We start from the raw sequence: 21093 nt of genomic DNA, 5'->3' as shown, positions 1-21093 counted from the left end.
ATCCACTCCCTCAGTCAAGCTCATCAGCTCACCGCTTCGAGCACGAAGCGCAGCAGCTGCTCGTCACCGTCGCGGCGGCCGTACCCGGCGGCGGCCTGGCCCATCACGGCCAGCCGCTGCCGGTCCCGTGCCAGCGGGATGATGTTGCGTTCGATCCAGTCCGGGGTCAGCTCGCTGTTGTCGACCAGCAGGCCACCACCCGCCTCCACCACCGGCAGCGCGTTGCGCCGCTGCTCCTGGTTGCTGAAGGGGTACGGCACGTAGACGGCCGGCATGCCGAGCGCGGTGGTCTCGGCGACGGTGATCGCACCGCCCCGGCACAGCATCAGGTCGGCGGCAGCGTAACCGAGCTGCATGTCCGACAGGTAGGGCACGACGACGTAGGGGACCGGCAGGTCCTTCGGCACCTCGAACGGGTCGTTGCGCCCGCCCTGGACGTGCAGCACCTGGATGCCGGCGTGGGCCAGCCGCTTGGCCGCCGAGGCGACCGCCAGGTTGATGGTCCGTGCGCCGGACGAGCCGCCGGAGACGAAGAGCACCGGCAGGTCGGGGCGCAGGCCGAAGTGGTAGAGCGCCTGCGGGCGCAGCGCGGGCCGGTCCATATAGGTGATCCCGGTCCGCAGCGGCACGCCGACCAGCCGGGCGTTGCGCAGCGACTCGGCCTGCTCCAGCTGGTGCGGGAAGCCGACGGCGATCCGCTTGGTGAACTTCATGCCCATCCGGTTCGCGACGCCCGGCGGAACGTTCACCTCGTGGATCACGATCGGCAGCTCGCGCCGCCACGCCGCCAGGTAGGCCGGCACCGAGACGTACCCACCGAAGCCGACCACGACCTCGGCCCGCACCTCGTCGATGATCTCGCCGGCCGCGGCCGCCGACCGGTACATCCGGTCCGGGGTACGCAGCAGGTCCATGTTCAGCGTCCGGGGCAGCTGGAACGCCGGGATGACCCGCAGGTCGTAACCGGCCGCCGGGATGAGCTCGTTCTCCATGCCCTTGGGGCTGCCCAGCGTGGTGATCCGGATGTCCGGGAAGTGGCGCCGAAGGGCGTCGGCGAAGGCGAGCAGTGGGTAGATGTGACCGCCCGTGCCTCCTCCAGCGAGCACGACCGACCGCAGCGAGCCCATCACCGTCTCCTCCCGGTCCCCGAACCTGCGGGTGTCGCGTCACTGCCCGGCTTCTGCGCGGGCGTACGCGGCTTCCCCGGCCGCCGCGGTGGGGGGACCGGCGGCAGCGGGGCCCAGACTAGTCGCACCCATCTCGGAGTCGGACGGGCGTTCAGGGCTCGCGCCGCGTCGGGCTCCGCCCGGGCGAACGAGGCGAGCATGCCGATCGCCGCCAGCGTCACGACGAGGGCACTGCCACCGGCGGAGATGAACGGTAGCGGAAGGCCGGTGATGGGCAGCAGGCCGACCACCCCGCCCATGTTGATGACGGCCTGGGCGACCAGCCACGTGGTGATCGCCGAGGCGGCCAGGCGGCGGAACGGGTCACGGGACCGGCGGGCGATCCGGAAACCGGTGTAGGCCAGCACCGAGAGCAGGGCCAGGACCACCGTGCAGCCGACCACGCCGAGCTCCTCGGCGACGATCGCGAAGATGAAGTCGTTGTCGGCCTCGGGCACCCAGCCCCACTTGAGGGCGCCCTTGCCGAGCCCGACCCCGAACCAGCCGCCCTCGAAGATCGCCGAACGGCCCTGGACCATCTGGTAGCAGATGCCGTTGATGTCGCACTTCTCGAGCGGGGTGAGGAAGCTGGTGAGCCGCTCGACGCGGTAGTTCGAGGCGCCCTGGACACCCGAACCGGCGCCCCGCGACGCCGCGGCGATCAGCAGGCTGATGCCGGCCAGGCCGAGCACGCCGAGGGCCGCGAAGAACCGCATCCGTACGCCGGCGGCCCAGAGCAGGCCGACGATCAGGGCCAGCAGCACCAGCATGGTGCCCAGGTCGTTGTAGCCGACCAGGACGAAGAGCAGCCCGACCACCGGGAAGAGCGGCATCGCCAGTTCCCGCCAGTGCCCCAGCGCACGGCCCTTGCGGGCGATCACGTCGGCACCCCAGAGCACCATGCCGACCTTGGCGAACTCACCCGGCTGCATGCTGATCGGCCCGAGCAGAAGCCAGTTCAGATCCGCCTCGATGGGCCCGATCCCGTTCTTGGCGATCCCCGCGGAGGCCAGGGCGTTGAGCGCCGCCAGGATCACGAGCAGGACGATCGCCGCGCCCAGGATGAACTTCCCGAGGGTGCGCAGGGTGAGTGCGGGCAGCCGCTGGCAGACCCAGAAGGCGACGAGGCCGAGGAGGGCGTACACGGCCTGGCTGCTGAGCGCCGAGAAGGCGTCACCGTCCTCCGCGTACGCGATCACGCTGGTCGCCGAGAACACCATGGTGAGCCCGATCAGCAGCAGCAGTCCCGAGCAGGCGATCAGCAGGTAGTACGAGGACAGGGGTCGCGCCAGCAGCCCGTGCACCGCGGGCAGCAGCTGCCGGCTCAGCGACGGGCGGGCCATTTGGGTACGGTCGTCCGCCATTCCCTCATCATCGTCCGGTGTCCACATCGGGAGCCGTCACGCCGATGGCGTGTCGCGCGAGATCTATCCCATGACCGCCAGGTGTTCGCTGTAGAACAGGCCCAGACCGATGGCGGCGCAGATGCCCGCGATGATCCAGAACCGGACCACGATGTTGACCTCACTCCAGCCGGCCAGCTCGAAGTGGTGCTGGAGCGGGGACATCCGGAACACCCGTTTACCGGTGGTCTTGAACGAGATGATCTGGATGACCACGGACATCGTGATGATCACGAAGAGGCCGCCGATGATGACCGAGAGCAGGGTGGTCCGGGTGGCCACCGCCAGACCGCCGATCAGACCGCCCAGTGCCAGCGCGCCGGTGTCACCCATGAAGATCCGGGCCGGATTGGTGTTCCACCAGAGGAAGCCGACACAGGCCGCGGCCGCTGCCGCCGCGATCATCGCGATCTCAAGTGGATCTCGGACCTCGTAACAGTGCTGCGCCGTGAGCGAGCCCGCCTCGCCCACGTAGTCGTCGTCACCACACCAGTGCCGGTACTGCCAGAAGCCGATGAGCGAGTACGCCCCCAGCACCAGGATCGAGGCGCCGGTGGCGAGGCCGTCCAGGCCGTCGGTGAGGTTCACGCCGTTGGACATCGCCATGATGACGAAGACGAAGACCATGACCGAGCCGACCTTGCCGACGTCCAGCCAGCTCACGTCCCGGATGAACGAGATCCGCTCGCTGGCCACGGTCTGGCCGTTGGTGCTCGGGAAGTAGAGCGCGGCGATGCCGAACCCGGTGCCGATGATCAGCTGACCGAGCAGTTTGCCCTTGGCGCTGAGGCCGTCCGAGTTGCGCTTGCGGACCTTCAGGAAGTCGTCGAGGAAGCCGACCGCGCCGCAGAAGACGAAGATGCCGAGCAGGACCAGGGCGGTCATGGTCGGCTTCTCCTGGGCGATCTGCCGGTCCGGCAGGGTGGTCAGCGCCAGGTGACCGGCGACGTACGCGAAGACGGTGGCGATGATGAACGCCACGCCGCCCATCGTCGGGGTGCCCTTCTTGCCCATGTGGGTGGCCGGGCCGATGGTGCGGATCGGCTGTCCCGCCTTCAGGGCCGAGAAGACCCGGATGGCGAGCGGGGTGCCGAACAGCGAGATGAGAAAGGCGACCGCGGCCGCGACGATTACTGCCCTCACGTGGGCTGAACCTCCTCGGAGCGCCGCAGCCAGTCAGCGACGTCCCATGTGCGGTACCGGGAACCCTTCACCAGCACGACGTCGTCGGCGCGCAGGTCCTGCTGCAAGATCTCGATCGCGGCCGCCTGGTCGGTGGCGAAGTACGCCGTACCCGGCCACCCCGTGAGGCCGGCGGCACCGTCCAGGATCGGCCGGGCGTTGCCGGCCACCACGATCAGCCGGTCCACACCGAGCTCGGCGGCGAGCCGCCCCACCTCGGCGTGCCCGGAAATCTCGTGCTCGCCGAGCTCGGCCATGTAGCCGAGCACGGCGGTGGTACGCCGTCCCTCACCCATGGCGGCCAGCGCGCGCAACGCGGCCGCGGTGGACGACGGGTTGGCGTTGTACGAGTCGTCGATGACCGTCACCCCGTCCGGCCGGTCGAAGACGTCCATCCGGCGGCCGGACACGATCCCGACCTCGCCGAGCGCGGCGGCCAGCTCGTCCAGGTCCATGCCGGCGGCCATCGCGACGGCCGCGGCGGCCAGGGTGTTCCCCACCTGGTGCCGCCCGGCGACGGAGAGCTGAACCTTGCCGCTCTCACCGTCGAAGACGATCGTGTAGCCGGCGCGGCCCGCCGAGTCCACCGTCACGTCGACGGCACGGACCACGGCTGACGCGGCCTCACCGACCGGGACGACCTGGGCCGAGGTGCGGGAAGCCATCGCCGACACCAGCGGATCGTCCGCGTTCAGGATCGCCACACCGGACGACGGCAGTGCCTCGACCAGCTCACCCTTCGCGAGGGCGGTCCCCTCGACCGAGCCGAACTCGCCGATGTGTGCCGCGCCGACGTTCAGCACCACGCCGATCCGCGGACGGGCGATCTCGGTCAGGTACCGGATGTGCCCGATCCCCCGGGCACCCATCTCCAGCACCAGGAACCGGGTGTCGGTGGTCGCCTGGAGCACCGTGTACGGAAAACCCAGCTCGTTGTTGAGCGACCCGGCCGGCGCCACGGTGGGCCCGAGCCGCGCGAGCAGCTGCCCGATGTAGTCCTTGGTCGTGGTCTTGCCGGAGGAGCCGGTCAGCCCGACCACGGTCAGCTTGTCGAGCCGGGACACCACCACCCGGGCCAGGGCGGCCAGCGCGGCGAGGGGGTCGTCGACCAGCACGCCGGGCACGCCGGTGTCCCGGGAGCCGAGGATGCCCGCCGCGCCGGCCGCGATCGCGGTGCCGGCGAAGTCGTGGCCGTCCACCTTCTCGCCGGCGAAGGCCACGAACAGCCCACCCGGGCCGATCTTGCGGGAGTCGTACTCGACGGTCCCGGTCACGGTCACCGACGAGGTGGCGTTGACCAGGCGGCCACCGGTGATCTCGGCGATCTCGGCCAAAGTCATGGGAATCACGGTCGGCCCTCCAACGCGGCGGCCAGCTCGATCCGGTCGTCGAACGGCAGCACCTCGCCGTTCACCTCCTGGCCCTGTTCGTTGCCCTTGCCCAGCACCGCGATCACGTCGCCGGCCACGGCCATCCGGACCGCTTCGTCGATCGCGGCCCGCCGCCCGGCCACTTCCGCGATCTTGGAGGCCGTGGCCGCCTCTTCCGCTCCGGAGCGCACGGCAGCGCGTACGATCGCCGGGTCTTCGGTCCTGGGGTTGTCATCCGTGATGATCACCAAGTCGGCGCCCTGCGCGGCGGCCGCGCCCATCAGCGGCCTCTTGCCCTTGTCCCGGTCGCCGCCGGCGCCGATGACGCAGATCAGCCGCCCGCCGCGCGCGTTCGCGAGCTCGCGGAGCGCGGCCAGCGCGGCCACGATCGCGTTGGGCTTGTGGGCGTAGTCGACCACGCCGAGGACGTCACCCGGGACCAGCACCTGCTCCAGCCGGCCGGGCACGCCGCGGCAGTCGGCGATGCCCCGGCCGGCGACCGCCGGGTCGACGCCCACCGCGACCAGCAGCGCGAGCGCGAGCAGCGCGTTCGCCACGTTGTGCAGACCGGGCAGTGCCACACCGGTCTCCACCACGAGACCGTCCGGGCCGTGTGCGAGGAACCGCTGACCGAACGCGGACGGCGAGATGTCGGAGGCTCGCCAGGTGGCCGACGGATCACCGGCCGCCGAGAACGTAACCGTTTTATCGCGGCAAAGGCGCATCACCGCTGGATCGTCGTAGTTGAGCACCTCGACCGCGGACCGGCCGTCGAAGAGCCGCGCCTTGGCGGCGAAGTACTCCTCCGACGTGGGGTGGAAGTCCAGGTGGTCCTGGCCGAAGTTGGTGTAGCCGCCGGCCGCGAAGCGGATCCCGTCGGCGCGCCCCATCACCAGCGCGTGGCTGGAGACCTCCATGACCACGGCCCGCACTCCGCGCTGCAGGCCGGCGGCCAGGATCGCCTGCAGGTCGGTGGCCTCCGGGGTGGTCCGGACGCTCTTCACCACCAGGTCGCCGATCCGGGTCTCCACCGTGCCGACCAGGCCGGTCACCAGGCCGGCGGCCCGCAACCCGGCCTCCACCAGGTACGACGTCGACGTCTTGCCGGCCGTGCCGGTCACGCCGATCATCGTGAGCCGCCGCGACGGGTCGCCGTAGATCGCCGCGGCGGCGGCGCCGAGCACCGCCCGCGGATCGTCGGCGACCAGCACCGGCAGCCCGGCGGCGAGCGCGGCGTCCCGGCCGGCCGGGTTGGTCAACACGGCCACCGCGCCCGACCGGGCGGCATCGGCGATGAACTCCGCACCGTGCCGGTTCGCACCGGGCAGGGCGGCGTAAAGATCGCCGGGACGAACCGATCCACTACTGTGAGTGACCCCGGTGACCTCAGCGTCACCGCCCGCCAGCGCCGCCGGGAGCAGCTCGGCAAGCTGCTGCAACCGGTACGGCGCGACGGTCTCGGGTCGTGGAATGCCGGACACGGCGTCAGACCCTACCCCGTGCCGCACAGGTTCCTGTCAACGCCATGCGGCCGGACCTCATGGATGGATCTTGAACTTGGGTGGCTTGGTCCCGGACGGTGGCACACGGTAGTGGAGCAAGGCGTAGGACATCATCTGGCTGAACGCCGGCGCGGCCACGTCACCGCCGCCGCCCGAGGAGACGTCCATCGACACCGCGATCACGTACCGCGGGTCGTCGGCCGGTGCCATGCCGACGAACGAGCTGGCGTTGTGGCTGGTGTACTGCCCGTCGATGAGCATGTTGCCGGTACCGGTCTTGCCCGCCACCCGGTAGTCGGTCACCGCCGCCGCCTTACCCGTGCCGCCCTTCACATCCACCACGGCCTCCATCATCGTCCGCAGTTCGGCGGCGACCCCCGGGTCGAGCACCTTGCGAGTCTGCGGCGGCGGGGCCGCGGAGACCTTGCCGTCCTCACCGGAGATGGTCGCCTTGACCAGGTGCGGCTGGATCCAGGTGCCGTTGTTGGCGATCGCGCCGTAGCCGGCCGCCATCTGCATCAGCGTGGCCGAGACGCTGTGCCCGACCGGCACCGACCCGACCGCCGAGCCACTCCAGTCCTCCGGCTTCAGCAGCTGCCCCTCGGCCTCGCCCGGCACGCCGACACCGGTCGCCTTGCCGAGCCCGAACTTCTGCTGATACTCGTAGATCTTCTCCTTGCCGAGCATCTCCCCGATCAGGATCGTGCCGACGTTGGAGGAGTAGGCGAGCAGCCCGGGCATGGTCATCTCGGTGTTCTTGGGCATCTCGTGGGTGTCCTCGAACCGCTCGCCGCCGCGCTCGATCGCCGGCCCGATCTTCAGCGTCGACTCGGGCGTGATCAGACCCTCCTGAAGCGCGGCGCCGAAGATGAACGCCTTGTGCGTCGATCCCGGGTCGGTGACCACACTGGTCGGCACGTCGGCCCGCTGCTCCGGCTCGTACGCCTGCGGCTTCGCCGCGTTGTACGGCGGATAACTGGCCTGGGCCAGCACCTCACCGGTCTTCGCGTCCAGCACCACCGCACCGGCCACCGTGGCATCGCGCTTCTCGGCCTCGACGGCGAGGATCTCCTGCACCCGGAACTGCAGCTCCCGGTCGATGGTCAGCTGCAGCGAGTTGCCCGGCTCGGCGGCGGTGTTCCGGTTGTACCCACCCGGGATCGGCGCGCTCAGGTTGCCCTTGCCGATCTCGAACACCCATCGGCCGTCGGTGCCGTGCAGCAGGTCGTCGTAGCGCGCCTCCAGCCCCTCCAGACCATGGTGGTCGTCACCGGTGAAGCCGATCAGGTTCGCCGCGAGATCCCGGCCCGGCACGTCACGCCGCTCATCGCTGTGCGTGTAGATGCCGTCCAGCTTCATCGCGTCGATCCGGTCGGCGACCGCCACGTCCACACCACGGGCCAGATAGCGGAACTGCGTCCACCCGCCGAGCACCTTCTTGCGCTGCATGTCGGCCATCAGCTCGGACCGCGACACGGCCAGCAGCGGGGACAGCTTCGCCGCGGTCCCCGCGATGTTCTTCTGCAGCTTGGGGTTCTCGGGGTCGGCGTACACGTACCGGGCCTCGACGCTGTGCGCTAGGACCGCGCCGGACCGGTCCAGGATGCTGCCGCGCGGCGCCGGCAACTCCACCGTGGTCAGACGCTTGGCCCGCAACTCCAGCAGGCGGCTCGCCTCGGCCGGCGAGGTGGCCACCTGCAACACCACCAGCCGCACGCCGATCGCCACGAACAACGACAGCGCCAGCACGGTCCCCAGCCGCAGACGGCGGGTGCTGTTGGCAAGCTTCGGTGGCGCGGCCGGCACCGGACGCGGCCGGCGCGGCGGTTGGTTGCGCTCCCCGACGTCCTTTTTGGTACGCCCAGCGCCCGCACCCGCACGGTCCGAGGCACGCCGGTCGGCACCGGCGGTGGCCGGGCGCCCGCGCTCCGGCTGTTTCCGCTCGGCAGCCTTGGCCGGCCGCTCGGTGGTCTTCGCCGGCCGCTCCTCGGGCTTCTCCGGCCGCTCCTCGGTGGGCCGGCCGTTGCGCCCGCGGGACCGCTGCCCCGTCTCACCGCCGTCGAGCACCTGCAACGCCGGCCGGAACGGGTCGGTGGTGCGCCCGGACCGCGGCAGGCGCCCGCGCTCGGCCACGGTACGCCCGCGCGGCGTGTAGGCACGCGCGTCCCCGATGCTGGAGCGCCCCCGCCGGCCCGTGCTCTCCTCGCGCTCGTCCGGGGTCGGAACGTCACGCGACGAACCGCGCCGGGGTGATGTACCCCGGCGCGGTTCCTCGTCGTCTGCTCGCGGCGCCACGGCGGCCTACCGCCCGGCGCCCGTGGACGGCGTACCGGCTTTGTTCAGCTGGTCCTGTGCGGTCACCGAGACCTGGCCACGCCCGGGCGTGGGGGTACGGATGATCTTCCCGTCCGGCAGCCGGATCATGGCCGGCGCGTCGGCCGGCACCAGGCCCAGCCGGCGTGCCGCGGCCTGCAGGTTGCCCGGGTTGGACGCCTGGATGAGCTGCTGCTCGAGCCCCTGCTGCTGCTTGTCGAGCGCGGCCTTCTCCTGGCGCAGCGCGTCCAGGCGGAAGGACTGCTCCATCGTCTTGGTGTTGATCAGCAGGATGCCGAGCACACCGACCAGCACGACGGCGATCACCGAGGCGGCGAACGTGGCCCGCGGCGCCCGGATCGGCACCGGCGGGGCCACCCACAGCTTCGGCCGGCCGCTGGACTGCGGAGCGACCGCGGTGACCTCGATGTCGGTGACCTCGAGAGCCAGCGCCGCGGTGCCCTCCACCGGGCTGTCCTTACCGCGTGTCGCCTTGCCGCCCTGGATCCCGGAACGGCGCGTGTCGGACTGCCCGGAGAACTGGCGCACCCCCCGGACGCCAGTTCCCCGGGTCGTGGCATCGCGGCTGTCCCCGTTACCACGTCGTCCCGTCGTGGTACGCGACTGCGCCGCCCGGCCCCCCGACCGCGGCGCGTCGTTCCGCTCGCTCATGCTCGTCCCTCCCCCTTGTTGTTCGCCCCCGGGCGTAACCGCCCTTGTCCCCCGTGCGTTCTCTCCCCGGGCTCTTCTCGTCCGCCAGGCCTCGGTTCACCGCTGCCGGAAGACGCCGCCATCCGGGGCCGTTCGCGGTCGGCCCCGGGTGCCCGGTTGTACTCGCGTCCCTGCTCCTGCTCGTCGATCCGTTCCACCGCTCGCAGCTTCACCGAGGCCGCCCTCGGGTTCGCCGCCACCTCTGCCTCGCTGGGCGGCTCGGACCCCCGGGTCAGCAGCCGCAGCGTCGGACCGGTACCGGGAAGCTCGACCGGCAGGTCGATCGGCCCGGTGCTGCGCGACCTCGCGGTGAGAGCGCGCTTGACGATCCTGTCCTCCAGTGATTGATAGCTCATCACCACAAGACGCCCCTTGGGCGCCAACGCGTCCAAAGCATGCGGAACCGCTCGCTCAAGAACCTCGAGCTCGCCGTTCACCTCAATGCGTAGTGCTTGAAAGGTCCGTTTCGCGGGATTTCCACCCGTTCGGCGCGCGGCGGCCGGGATCGCGTCCTTCACCAGCTCGGCGAGCCGGGCCGTGGACGTGATCCGAGCCTTCGCCCGCTCCCGCACGATCGCCGAGACGATCCGGGGCGCGAACTTCTCCTCGCCGTACTGCCGGAGCACCCGCACCAGAGCGCCCGGCTCGTACGTGTTGACGACCTCCTCGGCGGTCATCCCCCGGGACTGGTCCATCCGCATGTCGAGCGGGGCGTCCTGCGCGTACGCGAACCCGCGATCCGCCTCGTCCAGCTGGAGCGAGGAGACCCCGAGGTCGAACAGTCCGCTGTGGATCGCCGGGATGCCCAGCTCGCCGAGGACCCGGGGCAGCTCGTCGTACACGGCGTGGACCAGGTGCGTACGCCCGGCGAAACGCTCCAGCCGGTGCCCCGCGTGAGCGAGTGCCTCGGTGTCGCGGTCCAGTCCGATCAGGACGACGTCCGGATGGCGCTCGAGCACCGCCTCGGCGTGCCCGCCGAGACCCAGCGTGAAGTCGACGTGCACGGCGCCCGGCAGCTCACACGCGGGAGCGAGTAGCTCGAGGCATCGCTCGAGCAGCACCGGCACATGCGTGCCTCGTGGCTCCCCCATGTCGACCCCCATTGCCTTACCCGCTCGCGTCACACCCGGTTGTTCACTTGCCTGCCGATCCGGCCCGGTCGCCCATCCGTACCGCCAGATCCCCATCCGCTCATGTCCCGTGCCGGTTTCATCCGGCCCCGGACACGCGCCTGGCGCCGGGGAAGAGGCGCCAGGAGCGGGAGCGGCTGGAGATCTCGCAGTACGGCGGCAGTGGCGTCCGGGCCGGTCGTCCAGCAGCCCAACCGAGTGCCACGCCTTACAGTCCGCCGGGCAGCACCCCCTCCTCGATGTCGGCGAACTCTTCCTCGCTCGCCGAGAGGTAGTCGTCCCAGGACTGCTTGTCCCAGATCTCGACCCGGGTGCTGGCTCCGATCACCACGAGGTCGCGCCCGAGGCTCGCGTACTCCCGCAAGTGCGCCGGGATGGTCACCCGGCCCTGCTTGTCGGGCACCTCGTCGTGCGCGCTGGCGAAGAACACCCGGCTGTACGCCCGGGCGGCCTTGTTCGTCACCGGCGCCTCTCGCAGCTGACCCGCGAGGCGCTGGAACTCCGGCATCGGGAACACGTAAAGACAGCGTTCCTGGCCTTTCGTGATCACGACACCTCCCGCCAGCTCATCACGGAACTTCGCCGGAAGGATCAGCCGGCCCTTCTCGTCCAGGCGAGGGGTGTGCGTGCCGAGGAACATCGGCCCTTCCCCCTTGCCGTGGCGTCCGCTCCTTCGCGGTGGAGTCGGTCCGCCTGTCAACTCGGGCCGGCAGGCTTCGGTTGAAGTTCCTCGGTCCTGCCACTGCGCCCCACTTTACTCCACATCCCTCCACCTGCAACCCGAATGAGCTCGCTCGCGAGTCGTTTTCGCGGACGAAATCCCAGTTCAAAGGCGGTGGAGCGCGGTGGAGGGCGCGGCCATGATCAACCGGGTCTGGTTTCCGACATGGAGCACAGCACAGCGGAAAACACCGCGGTCGGGGGCGGTCCGGCGCGCTCCGTGGAGGAAAGTGGAGAGCCGGTGCGCAGAAACGCCCGTGGGGCGTGACCCGAACCGGGCCACGCCCCACGGGCGTGCTTCTATACCTTACTTACTGCGTCACTTACTGCGTCGTTGTCCGCACGGTGCCACCACACCGCGCAGGCGTGTCAGGCGACGAGACGCCGCACGACGTAGTTGCTGCTCCACATCTTGTGCTTGCCGACCCGGGCACCGCTGTGCGGCGAGTCGTAGATGTAGCCGTTGCCGGCGTAGATACCGGCGTGGTAACCGTACGAGCCCTTGCGGAAGACGATCAGGTCACCGATCTGCTTGCTGCCCTTGGAGACCGACTTGCCGTACTTCTGCTGCGAGTTCGCCTTGTGCGGCAGCGTCTTGCCGGCCGCCTTCTTGTAGACGTACTTGGTGAAGCCGGAGCAGTCGAAACGCTTGGGGCCCGCCGCACCGAACAGGTACAGCGCCCCGGTGTGCTTCCTGGCCTCCGCGAGGATCGCGGCGCCGCCGGCCCGGATCGAGACCTTGACCTTCTTCGTGGAGACCGGGGCGTACCCGGTGCCGCTGAAGTACGTCCGGATGGTCACGGCCCTGGTGGGCTTCGCGGTGAGGGTGACCGCACCGCTCTTGACGGTGGCCTTGTCCCAGGTCTGCCATGCTCCGTTCTTCCAGAGCTGGAGCCGCACGGTGCCCTTGGCGACCTTACCCGTGCGCGGGTTGATCACCTTGGCGGTGACCTTGAGGGTGGAACCCTTGGAGAGGCTCCGGGTGTTGAGCGAGGTGCTCAACTTGGGCTTGACCTTCGCTGCCGACGAGGTAGCGGCGACCGGGGCCACGGTGGTGGCCGAGGAAGCCACCGCCGGCGACGCGGCCACGAGCTGGCCGGCGCAAAGACAGAGACCCAGAGACAGTGCGACAGTGCCGGTACCGACGGACATGCGACGGCCCCGGCGCGAACTGTGTTCGTGCACGGTAGAGAATTCCCTCCGGCACGCCTGCGAGGTTAGCTGTCGGGTTCGGGCGGGAAGGTTGCCCGGCCGCCGAAGCGGCTTCACCCCGAGGTCGTCCCGGGTGCGCCGCTGACTGCGCGGCGCGGGACGGACCGATTATGGGTCCCCCGTCCCTGCCCCCTGATGCCTGCTATGTCCTGCGGTACTTCGATGGTCGCGTCGTCCAGTCCGGGGCAGGGCTCGGCGTGAACCGGTTCGGCGCGACCGGCGAGCGGTTGCTGCCGGCGCAACCTTGCTACCTGAATTCCGTCTTGATCGTCGGCGTGGGCACAATCACTCTATGTAATTGGCACACTGGCCCCTGTCCAGTTTGTTATCTCCACGAGACAAATGCCATGACTTAACGCGATCACGGAAACACGCTGCGTCGAAGGTTACGGGTGAACCAGAACACAGAAAAAGTGCGCCGCCAACCCGGGAATTCGCCGGAAACGTCTGGACCGGGTATAACACCGGCGTGCGATGATCTTGATGGTCTGGCAACTCGCGGTAACAATCGCGTCCGGTACCCTCGCTGGCGTGACGGACGGGAAGATGCCTCTCATCGCCAAGGTCGCGACCTCCGTGTCGAAGACCGCGGCGGCGCTCTCCAGGGCCGCGGGACGCGGCGACGGCTCGGTGATCGGCGGCTGGATCGGCCTCAAGATCGACCCTGACCTGCTGGCCCACCTCTCGTCCGGCCGCGCCGTGGCGCTGGTCTCCGGTACGAACGGCAAGACCACCACCACCCGGCTCACCGCCGCCGCGGTCGGCGTGCTCGGCCGGGTCGCCACGAACTCGTACGGCGCGAACATGCCGACCGGTCACACCTCGGCGCTGGCGAAGGAGGGGCACACCCCGTTCGCCGTGCTGGAGACCGACGAGCACTACCTGGCCCAGGTGATCGACGCCACCCGGCCCAAGGTGGTGGCGCTGCTCAACCTCTCCCGCGACCAGCTGGACCGGGCCAAGGAGGTGGCGATGATGGCGCAGCTGTGGAAGACCAAGCTCGCCGGCCACCCCGAGATCCGCGTGGTGGCGAACGCCGACGATCCGATGGTGGTCTGGGCGGCGAGCGGCAGCCCGCAGGTGACCTGGTTCAGCGCCGGCCAGCGCTGGCACGACGACTCGTTCGTCTGCCCGGAGAGCGGCCACCCGATCGAGCGCGCCCAGGGCGAGTGGTGGTGCACCGGCTGCCCGCTGCGCCGGCCGCGCCCGAGCTGGGTGGTCGAGGACGAGGGCGTGATCGACCCGCGCGGCGACTGGCACCTGGTCAAGCTCCAGCTCCCGGGCCGGGTCAACATCGGTAACGCGGCCACCGCGCTCGCGGTCGCCGCCGAGTTCGGAGTACGCCCGATCGAGGCACTCCCCCGCCTCTCCCGGGTGACATCGATCGCCGGCCGGTACGCCCAGGTCGACCGCGACGGCCGCAACATCCGGCTGCTGCTGGCCAAGAACCCGGCCAGCTGGCTGGAGGCCTTCGACATGGCCGATCAAGCCCCTACGCTGCTCTCCATCAACGCCCGGGACCCCGACGGGCTGGACACCTCGTGGCTGTGGGACGTCGACTTCTCACCCCTGCGCACCCGCCCGGTGCTGATCACCGGCGACCGCGCGTACGACCTGGCCGTCCGGCTCCAGGTGAACCAGGTGCCGTTCCGGCACGTACTCAGTTTCGACGAGGCGCTGCGGTCGGTACCGCCCGGCCGCCTCGAAGTGATCGCCAACTACACGGCGTTCCAGGACATCCGAGCGGAGTTGGACCGTGTCAACTGAGGCCCTGCGGATCGTGTGGATCTACCCCGATCTGCTGTCGACGTACGGCGACCGGGGCAACCTGCTGATCCTGGCGCACCGGGCGGCCGCGCGCGGCATCCCGGTGGAGACATACGAGGTCCGCTCCGACCAGCAGATGCCGTCGACGGCTGACATCTACCTGATCGGCGGCGGCGAGGACGGCCCGCAGGCGCTCGCGTCGCAGCGGCTGATCACCGACGGCGGCCTGCACCGCGCGGTCAACCAGGGCGCGTCGGTTCTGGCCATCTGCGCCGGTTACCAATTGCTCGGCCACTCGTTCTTCGCTAAGGGAGCGAAGTGCGCCGGGCTGGGACTGCTCGACCTGTCCTCGGACCGGGGCGTCACCCGGGCGGTCGGCGAACTGCGGGGCGACGTCGACGCCCGGCTCGGCCTGCCGCCGCTGACCGGCTTCGAGAACCACGGTGGGCGTACCCATGTCGGCGCGCACGCCGCACCGCTGGCCCGCGTCACCGCGGGCGTCGGCAACGACGGCCAGACGGAGGGGGCCTGGGCTGGGAAGATCCTCGGTACCTACTCGCACGGCCCGGCGCTCGCCCGCAACCCAGCGATAGCCGATCTGCTACTGCGTTGGTCCACCGGCGCGGATAGGCTTGCGCCTCTGGATGACTCGTGGGCCGACCGGCTCCGGGGCGAACGCCTGGCCGCGGCCGGCGCAGTGTGACAATGACCTGAAACCGACAGTTGGGGCGGTATGCCTGCATGACCGACATCCTGATCGCCCCGCGGGGCGTTGACTCCGCGGACCCTCAGGCCGTTGCACAGGCTGCCCCAGCGACTTGGAAGCGCCGTCTCATCCGGTTCGGCGCGCTCGGCGCGGTGGTGGGCGCGCTCGCGCTGGCCGCCGCCACCCTCCCGCTGCGGGAGATCGGCGCCAACGTGGACAACCTCGGTCCGGGCGCGCCGGCCGCCGTCGCGGTGGTGGGCGGTCTGCTGCTGTCGGTGCTCGTACCGCGTACCGCGATCACGCTCCTCTGCGGCCTGCTTCTCGGCGCGGCCACCGGCGCGCTCGCCGCGCTCGCCGCGGCGATCATCGCGGCGACCGCCACCTACTACGCCGGCCGGTGGGCCGGTCGCGGCGCCCTTCAGGCCCGGGCCGGCAGCCGTCTGGCCCGGCTCGACGGCTGGCTGAACCGCCGCGGTCTCGCCGCGGTGCTGCTGGTCCGCTTCCTGCCGCTCGCCCCGTTCGGGCTGGTCGGCTACGCCTACGGCACCACAAGCGTCTGCCGCAAGCGCTACCTGCTCGGCACCACGATCGCCGCGATCCCGTCCACCGTCACCTACGCGGTGATCGGCGCGGCGGTGGCCGCCCCCGGCGAGATGAACGCCGCGACCCTCGCCCCCGCGGCGATCGGCTTCGCTCTCAGCACCGGCATCGTCCTGCGCTGGCGCTACACCTCCCGCCGCGACGCGGCCATGGCGATGGCCTGACAAACCCGCACGAAGCCGGCGGCCACTATCGGCCGCCGGCTTCTTTGTTCGTACGCGTCGACCACAGTCCCGCCGCTCCCGCGCGATCCGGGCGACCGATCCGGCCGGCGACGCGGCCGCCGGGACCGGGCACGGCGTCGCGCTTCACCCGTCAGCCGGGAAGCACGCGGGTTTCCGCCGCCGGGAGCGGCTTGTCCCACCAGTGGCCGTAGCGGGCGTAGACCAGCGGATCACGATCAGCCAGCAGAGCGGTGAGCGCGGCGGCCTCGGCGGTCAGCTCGTCCCAGGCCGCGGCCGTCAACGGGCGGAAAGCGGTGACCTCGATCCCGTCCGGCGCCGCCCGCCAGACACCGGCGACATAGCCGTCGACCAGCACGGTGGGCAGCACGTCGCCGTTCATCCGGATGCACACCTTGCGGTACTCCGGCGGGATCAGCCGGGTCCGGTCGGCGTACGCGAGGAGCACGTTGTCCCACATCGGCAGCAGCCTCGCCGGTGCCGGGACGTCCTCGGACGGGATCGGGGCGCCCGGCAGGTCGTACAGTTTCCCGCCGGGCAGGTGGGTGAGCTCATCGCCCAGCGCGCGCACCGCGTCGCGCAGGACCGTCCGGGGCAGCAGGGTGAACTGACCCATGTCGGCGACGGTGGCCGGGCCGAAGGCCGCGAGGTACCGCCGGACGAGTTCACGAGTGGACGCGTCGCGCGCCTCGAACGGCAGGCCGGCCGGGGCGGCGACGAACGAGCGGCCGCCGAAGGACCACGGTCCGCCGGTGGGCACGTGGTGCAGCGGCGCGAAGGTCCGCAGCGCCCACCAGAGGCCCGGGCGGTCACCGCCGAACCGCTCGGCGAGCAGCTTCTCGATCTCCGGCACGGTACGCGGCCGGTCCGCGAACGCGATCAGCTCCGGCAGGAACTCGTCGACCTCGGCGATGGTCAGCCCGCTGCGGACGAACCGGTCATCGCCCAGGCGGGCCGCGCGCAGGATGCGGAGCACGGCGTTGTGCAGGACCGGGTAGTCCTCGCGGTGCACGGCGTGCAGGGTGATCCGCATGAGCGTGGCCTTCACGACCTCACCCGTCGCGAAGGCGGCGTCGAGGGCGGCCGGATCGAAGCCCGCCACCCGGTTCCAGAGCGCCAGCCAGGGCGAGGCCGGCGCCTGGGCCTGCAACCCGATCAGCCGCCGCAACGCCTCGGGCACCGTCACGGGCACGCGTTCCAGCAGCAACTGCCGGGCGAGGGTGGCCCGGTTCAGGGCGCGTTCGGAGAGCACCGGCTCATCGAAGCAGATCCGCGTCCGGCGGGCGGTCCGGGTCGAGGGCGAACTCCAGGTAGGCCAGCAGGTCGGCGCGGCGGCGGAACGGATCGCGGTAGCGGGCCGGGCCGCCGCACCGGATGCGCAGCGCCTCCTCGATGATCCGTTCCCAGCCGGGATAGCTGCGCAGTGCGTACCGGCCGGCCTCGGTCTTGGCGGTCACCCGCTCGGTCACCAGGGTGTGCCGGAGCCGGGAGACGCCGAGCACGCCCCAGGACACCGCCCACGAGCCGAGACTCATCGGGTGCCGGCGGAGCCGGCGGGCCCATGGCCGCCAGTACGACTCCAGGTTCGCCCGGGTCGACGCGGCCAGCGCCGGCCAGTCGGTGAAGATCTCCGGCCGCTGCGGTCCGCGTATCGCGACACCGCCCTGGGCCAGCACGTGCCAGGTCACCAGGTTCCGCTCGAAGTCCGAGGACGGCAGGACCCGGCCCTCGTGGACGGCCGGACCGGGTGCCAGGGAGGCGGGGTCGGCGCGCAGGTCGTCCCAGGTGACGTAGAGGCCGTCGAAGTACGGGCGGCGCGGCATCCGCCGGTGGATCTCCTGGACCAGACCCGGGTCCGCCGGATCCTCGGTCACCGCCACGAAGTCGATGTCGCTGACGCCGTGCCGGTAGTCGCCGAGCGCGATCGATCCCTGGAGGTAGAGACCCTCCACCAGACCCGGGGCGAGGAGATCCGCCCGGATCAGGTACTCGGTCGCGGTCAGGTCGAAGGACATGGCCCGCCACGTTGCCACATGGCGGGCCCGGTGCGCGACCTCAGACGACCACGCTGACCAGCCGGCCGGCGACCACGATGACCTTCTTGGGCTCGCGACCCACCAGCGCCTCGGCCACGGCGGCCAGCGCGGCCTCGCGTACCTCGGCCTCCGGGGTGTCCGGCGCGACCTCGACCCGGCCGCGGACCTTGCCGTTGACCTGCACCGGGTACGTGATCGCGTCGGCGACCAGCTGGGCCGGGTCGGCGACCGGGAAGTCCGCGTACGCCAGCGTGCCCTCGTTGCCCAGCTTGCCCCACAGCTCTTCGGCCAGGTGCGGCGCGAACGGGGCCATCATCAGCACCAGCGGCACGACCGCCTCGCGCGACACCACCGGCAGCGGGGTCAGCGCGTTGGTCAGCTCGATCAGCTTCGCGATCGCGGTGTTGAACCGCAGCTCGTCCATGTCCTCGCGGACACCGGCGATGACCCGGTGCAGCACCTTGCGGGTCTTCGGGTCCAGCGGCTCGTCGGTGACCCGGACCGCGCCGGTCTCCTCCTCGATCACCAGACGCCAGGCCCGCTGCAGGAAGCGCTGCGAGCCGACGACCGCGCGGGTCTCCCAGGGGCGGGACACGTCCAGCGGGCCCATCGCCATCTCGTACACCCGGAACGTGTCGGCGCCGTACTGGTCGCACATCTCGTCGGGGGTGACGATGTTCTTCAGCGACTTGCCCATCTTGCCGTAGCTGCGGGTCACCCGCTGGTCGCCGTAGAAGTACCCGCCTTCGCGCTCCACGACCTCCTCGGCCGGCACGTAGAAGCCGCGGTCGTCCTGGTACGCGTACGCCTGGATGTAGCCCTGGTTGAACAGCCGCTTGAACGGCTCGAACGACGAGACGTGGCCCAGGTCGTACAGCACCTTGTGCCAGAAGCGGGCGTACAGCAGGTGCAGCACGGCGTGCTCGACACCGCCGACGTACAGGTCGACGCCACCCGGGTCGCCCGGCGTGCGCGGGCCCATCCAGTAGGCCTCGTTCTCCGGGTCGACCAGCACCTTGTCGTTGTGCGGGTCCAGGTAGCGCAGCTCGTACCAGCAGGAGCCGGCCCACTGCGGCATGGTGTTGGTCTCGCGGGTGTAGGTCTTCAGGCCGTCACCCAGGTCCAGCTCGACCTGCACCCAGTCCTTCTTGCGGGACAGCGGGGTCTCCGGCTCGGTGTCCGCGTCGTCCGGGTCGAAGGTGCGCGGCGAGAAGTCGTCGACGTCCGGCAGCTCGACCGGCAGCATCGACTCGGGCAGCGCGACCGGCAGGCCGGTCTCGTCGTAGACGATCGGGAACGGCTCGCCCCAGTAGCGCTGGCGGCTGAACAGCCAGTCCCGCAGCCGGTAGGTGGTGGCGCCGGTGCCCTTGCCGTTCTCCTCCAGCCAGGCGATCATCGCGGCCTTGGCCTCGGCGACACCCTTGCCGTCCAGCCAGTCACTGTTGATGGCCGGTCCCTCACCCGTGTAGGCGCCCTGGAACCCGTCGGGCGCTTCGACCGTACGGATGATCGGCAGTTGGAAGACCTCGGCGAAGGCCCAGTCGCGCTCGTCCTGCCCGGGCACCGCCATGATCGCGCCGGTGCCGTATCCGGCCAGCACGTAGTCGGCGATGAAGACCGGGATGCGTACGCCGTTGACCGGGTTCTCCGCGAAAGCGCCGATGAAGACGCCGGTCTTCACCTTGCCGTCGGCGGTCCGCTCCTCCTCGGTCTTCGCCGCGGCGGCGGCGCGGTAGGCCGCGACGGCCTCGGCCGGGGTCGCGTGCCCACCGGTCCACGCGTCCTTCGTCCCCTCCGGCCAGGCGGCGGGAACGACCGATTCGACCAGCTCGTGCTCCGGCGCCAGCACCATGTAGGTGGCGCCGAACAGGGTGTCCGGGCGGGTGGTGAAGACCCGGATGTGGCCGCCGTCGATCGGGAAGTCGACGTGCGCGCCTCGGGAGCGGCCGATCCAGTTGCGCTGCATCAGCTTGACCGGCTCCGGCCAGTCCAGCGCGTCCAGGTCGTCGATCAGGCGGTCGCCGTACGCGGTGATCCGCATCATCCACTGCTTCAGGCTGCGCTGGAAGACCGGGAAGTTGCCGCGCTCGCTACGCCCGTCCGGCGTGACCTCCTCGTTGGCCAGCACCGTGCCCAGCCCGGGGCACCAGTTGACCGGCGCCTCGGACATGTATGCCAGGCGGTGGGCGTCGATCAGCTTGCGACGCTCGACCGGGGTCAGCTCAGCCCATTCCGTCCCCCGCTCGCCGGCCTCGTACGAAGCGATCAGCTCGCTGATCGGCCGGGCCTTGCCCTGCTCGGGGTCGAACCAGGAGTTGAAGACCTGCAGGAAGATCCACTGCGTCCAGCGGTAGTACTCCGGGTCGGTGGTCGAGAACGAGCGCCGCTCGTCGTAGGCCAGGCCCAGCCGGCGCAGCTGCTGCCGGTACCGCTCGACGTTCGCCTCGGTGGTGGTCGCCGGGTGGGTGCCGGTCTGCACCGCGTACTGCTCGGCCGGCAGGCCGAACGCGTCGAAGCCCATCGGGTGCAGCACGTTGAAGCCGGCCATCCGCTTGTAGCGGGTGTAGCTGTCGGTGCCGATGTAGCCCAGCGGGTGGCCGACGTGCAGACCCGCACCGGACGGGTACGGGAACATGTCCTGCACGTGCAGCTTCGGCGCACCGGCCCGGGGGTGCGTCGGGTCGGCCAGCTCGCCGACCGGGTTGGGTGCGTGGAACGTCCCGTTCTCGGCCCAGTAGGCCTGCCAGCGCAGCTCGATCTCACCGGCCAGCGCGGCGGTGTAGCGGAACGGCGGGGTCTCGGTCTCGCTCATCTTCACCATCTCGTCTAAGTCGTCGCGGCTGGGGTCGACGCGTCCTCAGGGCATAAAAAAGCCCCTCACGCAGGAGGGGGCGCCGTGCCTGGTCCGTCTAGCGGATCAGCACGGCCGACTAAGGAGCAGAACGGACCGAGCCATGGCAAGCATGATACCCGCATACCGGCCACAGACCGCGACCGGTATACCCGCACGGACCCGGATCTTCGTCGATCCGGCCTTTCGGCGATCTGTGCGTCCAGGGATAACCTGTGGGGACGGGCGGCGAGCGCCGGAGG

At 70.7% G+C, this 21093-nt stretch carries 16 protein-coding genes and 1 riboswitch; of the genes, 3 read left to right on the top strand and 13 right to left on the bottom strand.

The window, feature by feature from the left end:
- Positions 1 to 23 precede the first annotated feature (23 nt).
- The 10 genes from murG to I4J89_RS18655 all read right to left on the bottom strand — a co-directional run bounded on the left by murG (position 24) and on the right by I4J89_RS18655 (position 12649).
- Positions 24 to 1127, bottom strand: coding sequence for an undecaprenyldiphospho-muramoylpentapeptide beta-N-acetylglucosaminyltransferase (gene murG / locus I4J89_RS18700; RefSeq protein ID WP_196415273.1), 1104 nt, complete (start codon positions 1125 to 1127; stop codon positions 24 to 26).
- Entirely contained in the window at positions 1127 to 2530 is a 1404-nt protein-coding gene (locus tag I4J89_RS18695) for an FtsW/RodA/SpoVE family cell cycle protein (protein WP_196415272.1), read from the bottom strand. Before I4J89_RS18695 ends, murG begins: the two co-directional genes overlap by 1 nt.
- 63 nt (positions 2531 to 2593) lie before the next feature.
- Positions 2594 to 3712, bottom strand: a complete 1119-nt coding sequence (gene mraY, locus I4J89_RS18690) for a phospho-N-acetylmuramoyl-pentapeptide-transferase (RefSeq protein ID WP_196415271.1) — start codon at positions 3710 to 3712, stop codon at positions 2594 to 2596.
- Positions 3709 to 5100: a UDP-N-acetylmuramoyl-tripeptide--D-alanyl-D-alanine ligase gene (locus I4J89_RS18685; RefSeq protein ID WP_196415270.1), complete on the bottom strand. Its 1392-nt coding sequence runs from the start codon at positions 5098 to 5100 to the stop codon at positions 3709 to 3711. Before I4J89_RS18685 ends, mraY begins: the two co-directional genes overlap by 4 nt.
- Complete coding sequence (locus I4J89_RS18680; RefSeq protein ID WP_196415269.1) at positions 5097 to 6602, bottom strand: UDP-N-acetylmuramoyl-L-alanyl-D-glutamate--2,6-diaminopimelate ligase; 1506 nt, start codon at positions 6600 to 6602, stop codon at positions 5097 to 5099. The genes I4J89_RS18685 and I4J89_RS18680 overlap by 4 nt, the downstream gene beginning before the upstream one ends.
- 57 nt (positions 6603 to 6659) lie before the next feature.
- Positions 6660 to 8918 carry a peptidoglycan D,D-transpeptidase FtsI family protein gene (locus tag I4J89_RS18675; RefSeq protein ID WP_196415268.1) on the bottom strand — a complete coding sequence of 753 codons (2259 nt, stop codon included), beginning with the start codon at positions 8916 to 8918 and terminating at the stop codon, positions 6660 to 6662.
- Between the two features lie 6 nt (positions 8919 to 8924).
- Entirely contained in the window at positions 8925 to 9485 is a 561-nt protein-coding gene (gene ftsL / locus I4J89_RS18670; RefSeq protein WP_196415267.1) for a cell division protein FtsL, read from the bottom strand.
- A gap of 119 nt (positions 9486 to 9604) precedes the next feature.
- On the bottom strand, positions 9605 to 10738 hold the full coding sequence (gene rsmH / locus I4J89_RS18665; RefSeq protein ID WP_230859179.1) for a 16S rRNA (cytosine(1402)-N(4))-methyltransferase RsmH: 1134 nt from the start codon (positions 10736 to 10738) through the stop codon (positions 9605 to 9607).
- A 247-nt stretch (positions 10739 to 10985) separates the two neighbouring features.
- Positions 10986 to 11417, bottom strand: coding sequence for a division/cell wall cluster transcriptional repressor MraZ (gene mraZ / locus I4J89_RS18660; protein ID WP_196415265.1), 432 nt, complete (start codon positions 11415 to 11417; stop codon positions 10986 to 10988).
- Between the two features lie 449 nt (positions 11418 to 11866).
- Positions 11867 to 12649: a C40 family peptidase gene (locus I4J89_RS18655; RefSeq protein WP_196415264.1), complete on the bottom strand. Its 783-nt coding sequence runs from the start codon at positions 12647 to 12649 to the stop codon at positions 11867 to 11869.
- A gap of 39 nt (positions 12650 to 12688) precedes the next feature.
- Positions 12689 to 12814, bottom strand: a riboswitch (cyclic di-AMP (ydaO/yuaA leader).
- A 441-nt stretch (positions 12815 to 13255) separates the two neighbouring features.
- Between I4J89_RS18655 and I4J89_RS18650 the strand changes: the two genes are divergently transcribed.
- The 3 genes from I4J89_RS18650 to I4J89_RS18640 are packed head-to-tail and all read left to right on the top strand — an operon-like array spanning position 13256 to position 15946.
- Positions 13256 to 14476, top strand: a complete 1221-nt coding sequence (locus I4J89_RS18650) for a MurT ligase domain-containing protein (RefSeq protein ID WP_196415475.1) — start codon at positions 13256 to 13258, stop codon at positions 14474 to 14476.
- Positions 14466 to 15179 (top strand): type 1 glutamine amidotransferase, encoded by a 714-nt coding sequence (locus tag I4J89_RS18645; protein WP_196415263.1) that lies wholly within the window; start codon positions 14466 to 14468, stop codon positions 15177 to 15179. The genes I4J89_RS18650 and I4J89_RS18645 overlap by 11 nt, the downstream gene beginning before the upstream one ends.
- Positions 15180 to 15217: 38 nt before the next feature.
- A complete protein-coding gene (locus tag I4J89_RS18640; protein WP_196415262.1) occupies positions 15218 to 15946 on the top strand; it encodes a TVP38/TMEM64 family protein in 729 nt (242 codons plus the stop codon).
- Positions 15947 to 16097: 151 nt separating this feature from the next.
- Here the strand turns inward: I4J89_RS18640 and I4J89_RS18635 are convergent, their stop codons facing one another.
- From I4J89_RS18635 to leuS, 3 genes are read right to left on the bottom strand one after another with little or no spacing between them, the layout of a single operon-like run.
- Positions 16098 to 17216 (bottom strand): winged helix DNA-binding domain-containing protein, encoded by a 1119-nt coding sequence (locus I4J89_RS18635; RefSeq protein ID WP_196415261.1) that lies wholly within the window; start codon positions 17214 to 17216, stop codon positions 16098 to 16100.
- 4 nt (positions 17217 to 17220) lie between these two features.
- The gene (locus I4J89_RS18630) at positions 17221 to 17979 is read right to left on the bottom strand and encodes a nucleotidyltransferase domain-containing protein (protein ID WP_196415260.1); all 759 of its coding nucleotides are present in this window, start codon (positions 17977 to 17979) and stop codon (positions 17221 to 17223) included.
- Between the two features lie 40 nt (positions 17980 to 18019).
- Positions 18020 to 20821: a leucine--tRNA ligase gene (leuS, locus tag I4J89_RS18625; protein WP_196415259.1), complete on the bottom strand. Its 2802-nt coding sequence runs from the start codon at positions 20819 to 20821 to the stop codon at positions 18020 to 18022.
- Between the last annotated feature and the right edge of the window lie 272 nt (positions 20822 to 21093).

Origin of the sequence: Actinoplanes aureus, assembly GCF_015704865.1 — a bacterium.
GTDB lineage: Bacteria > Actinomycetota > Actinomycetes > Mycobacteriales > Micromonosporaceae > Actinoplanes > Actinoplanes aureus.
Note: the sequence above shows the minus strand (reverse complement) of the source record. Positions and strands in the feature narration are given on the sequence as shown.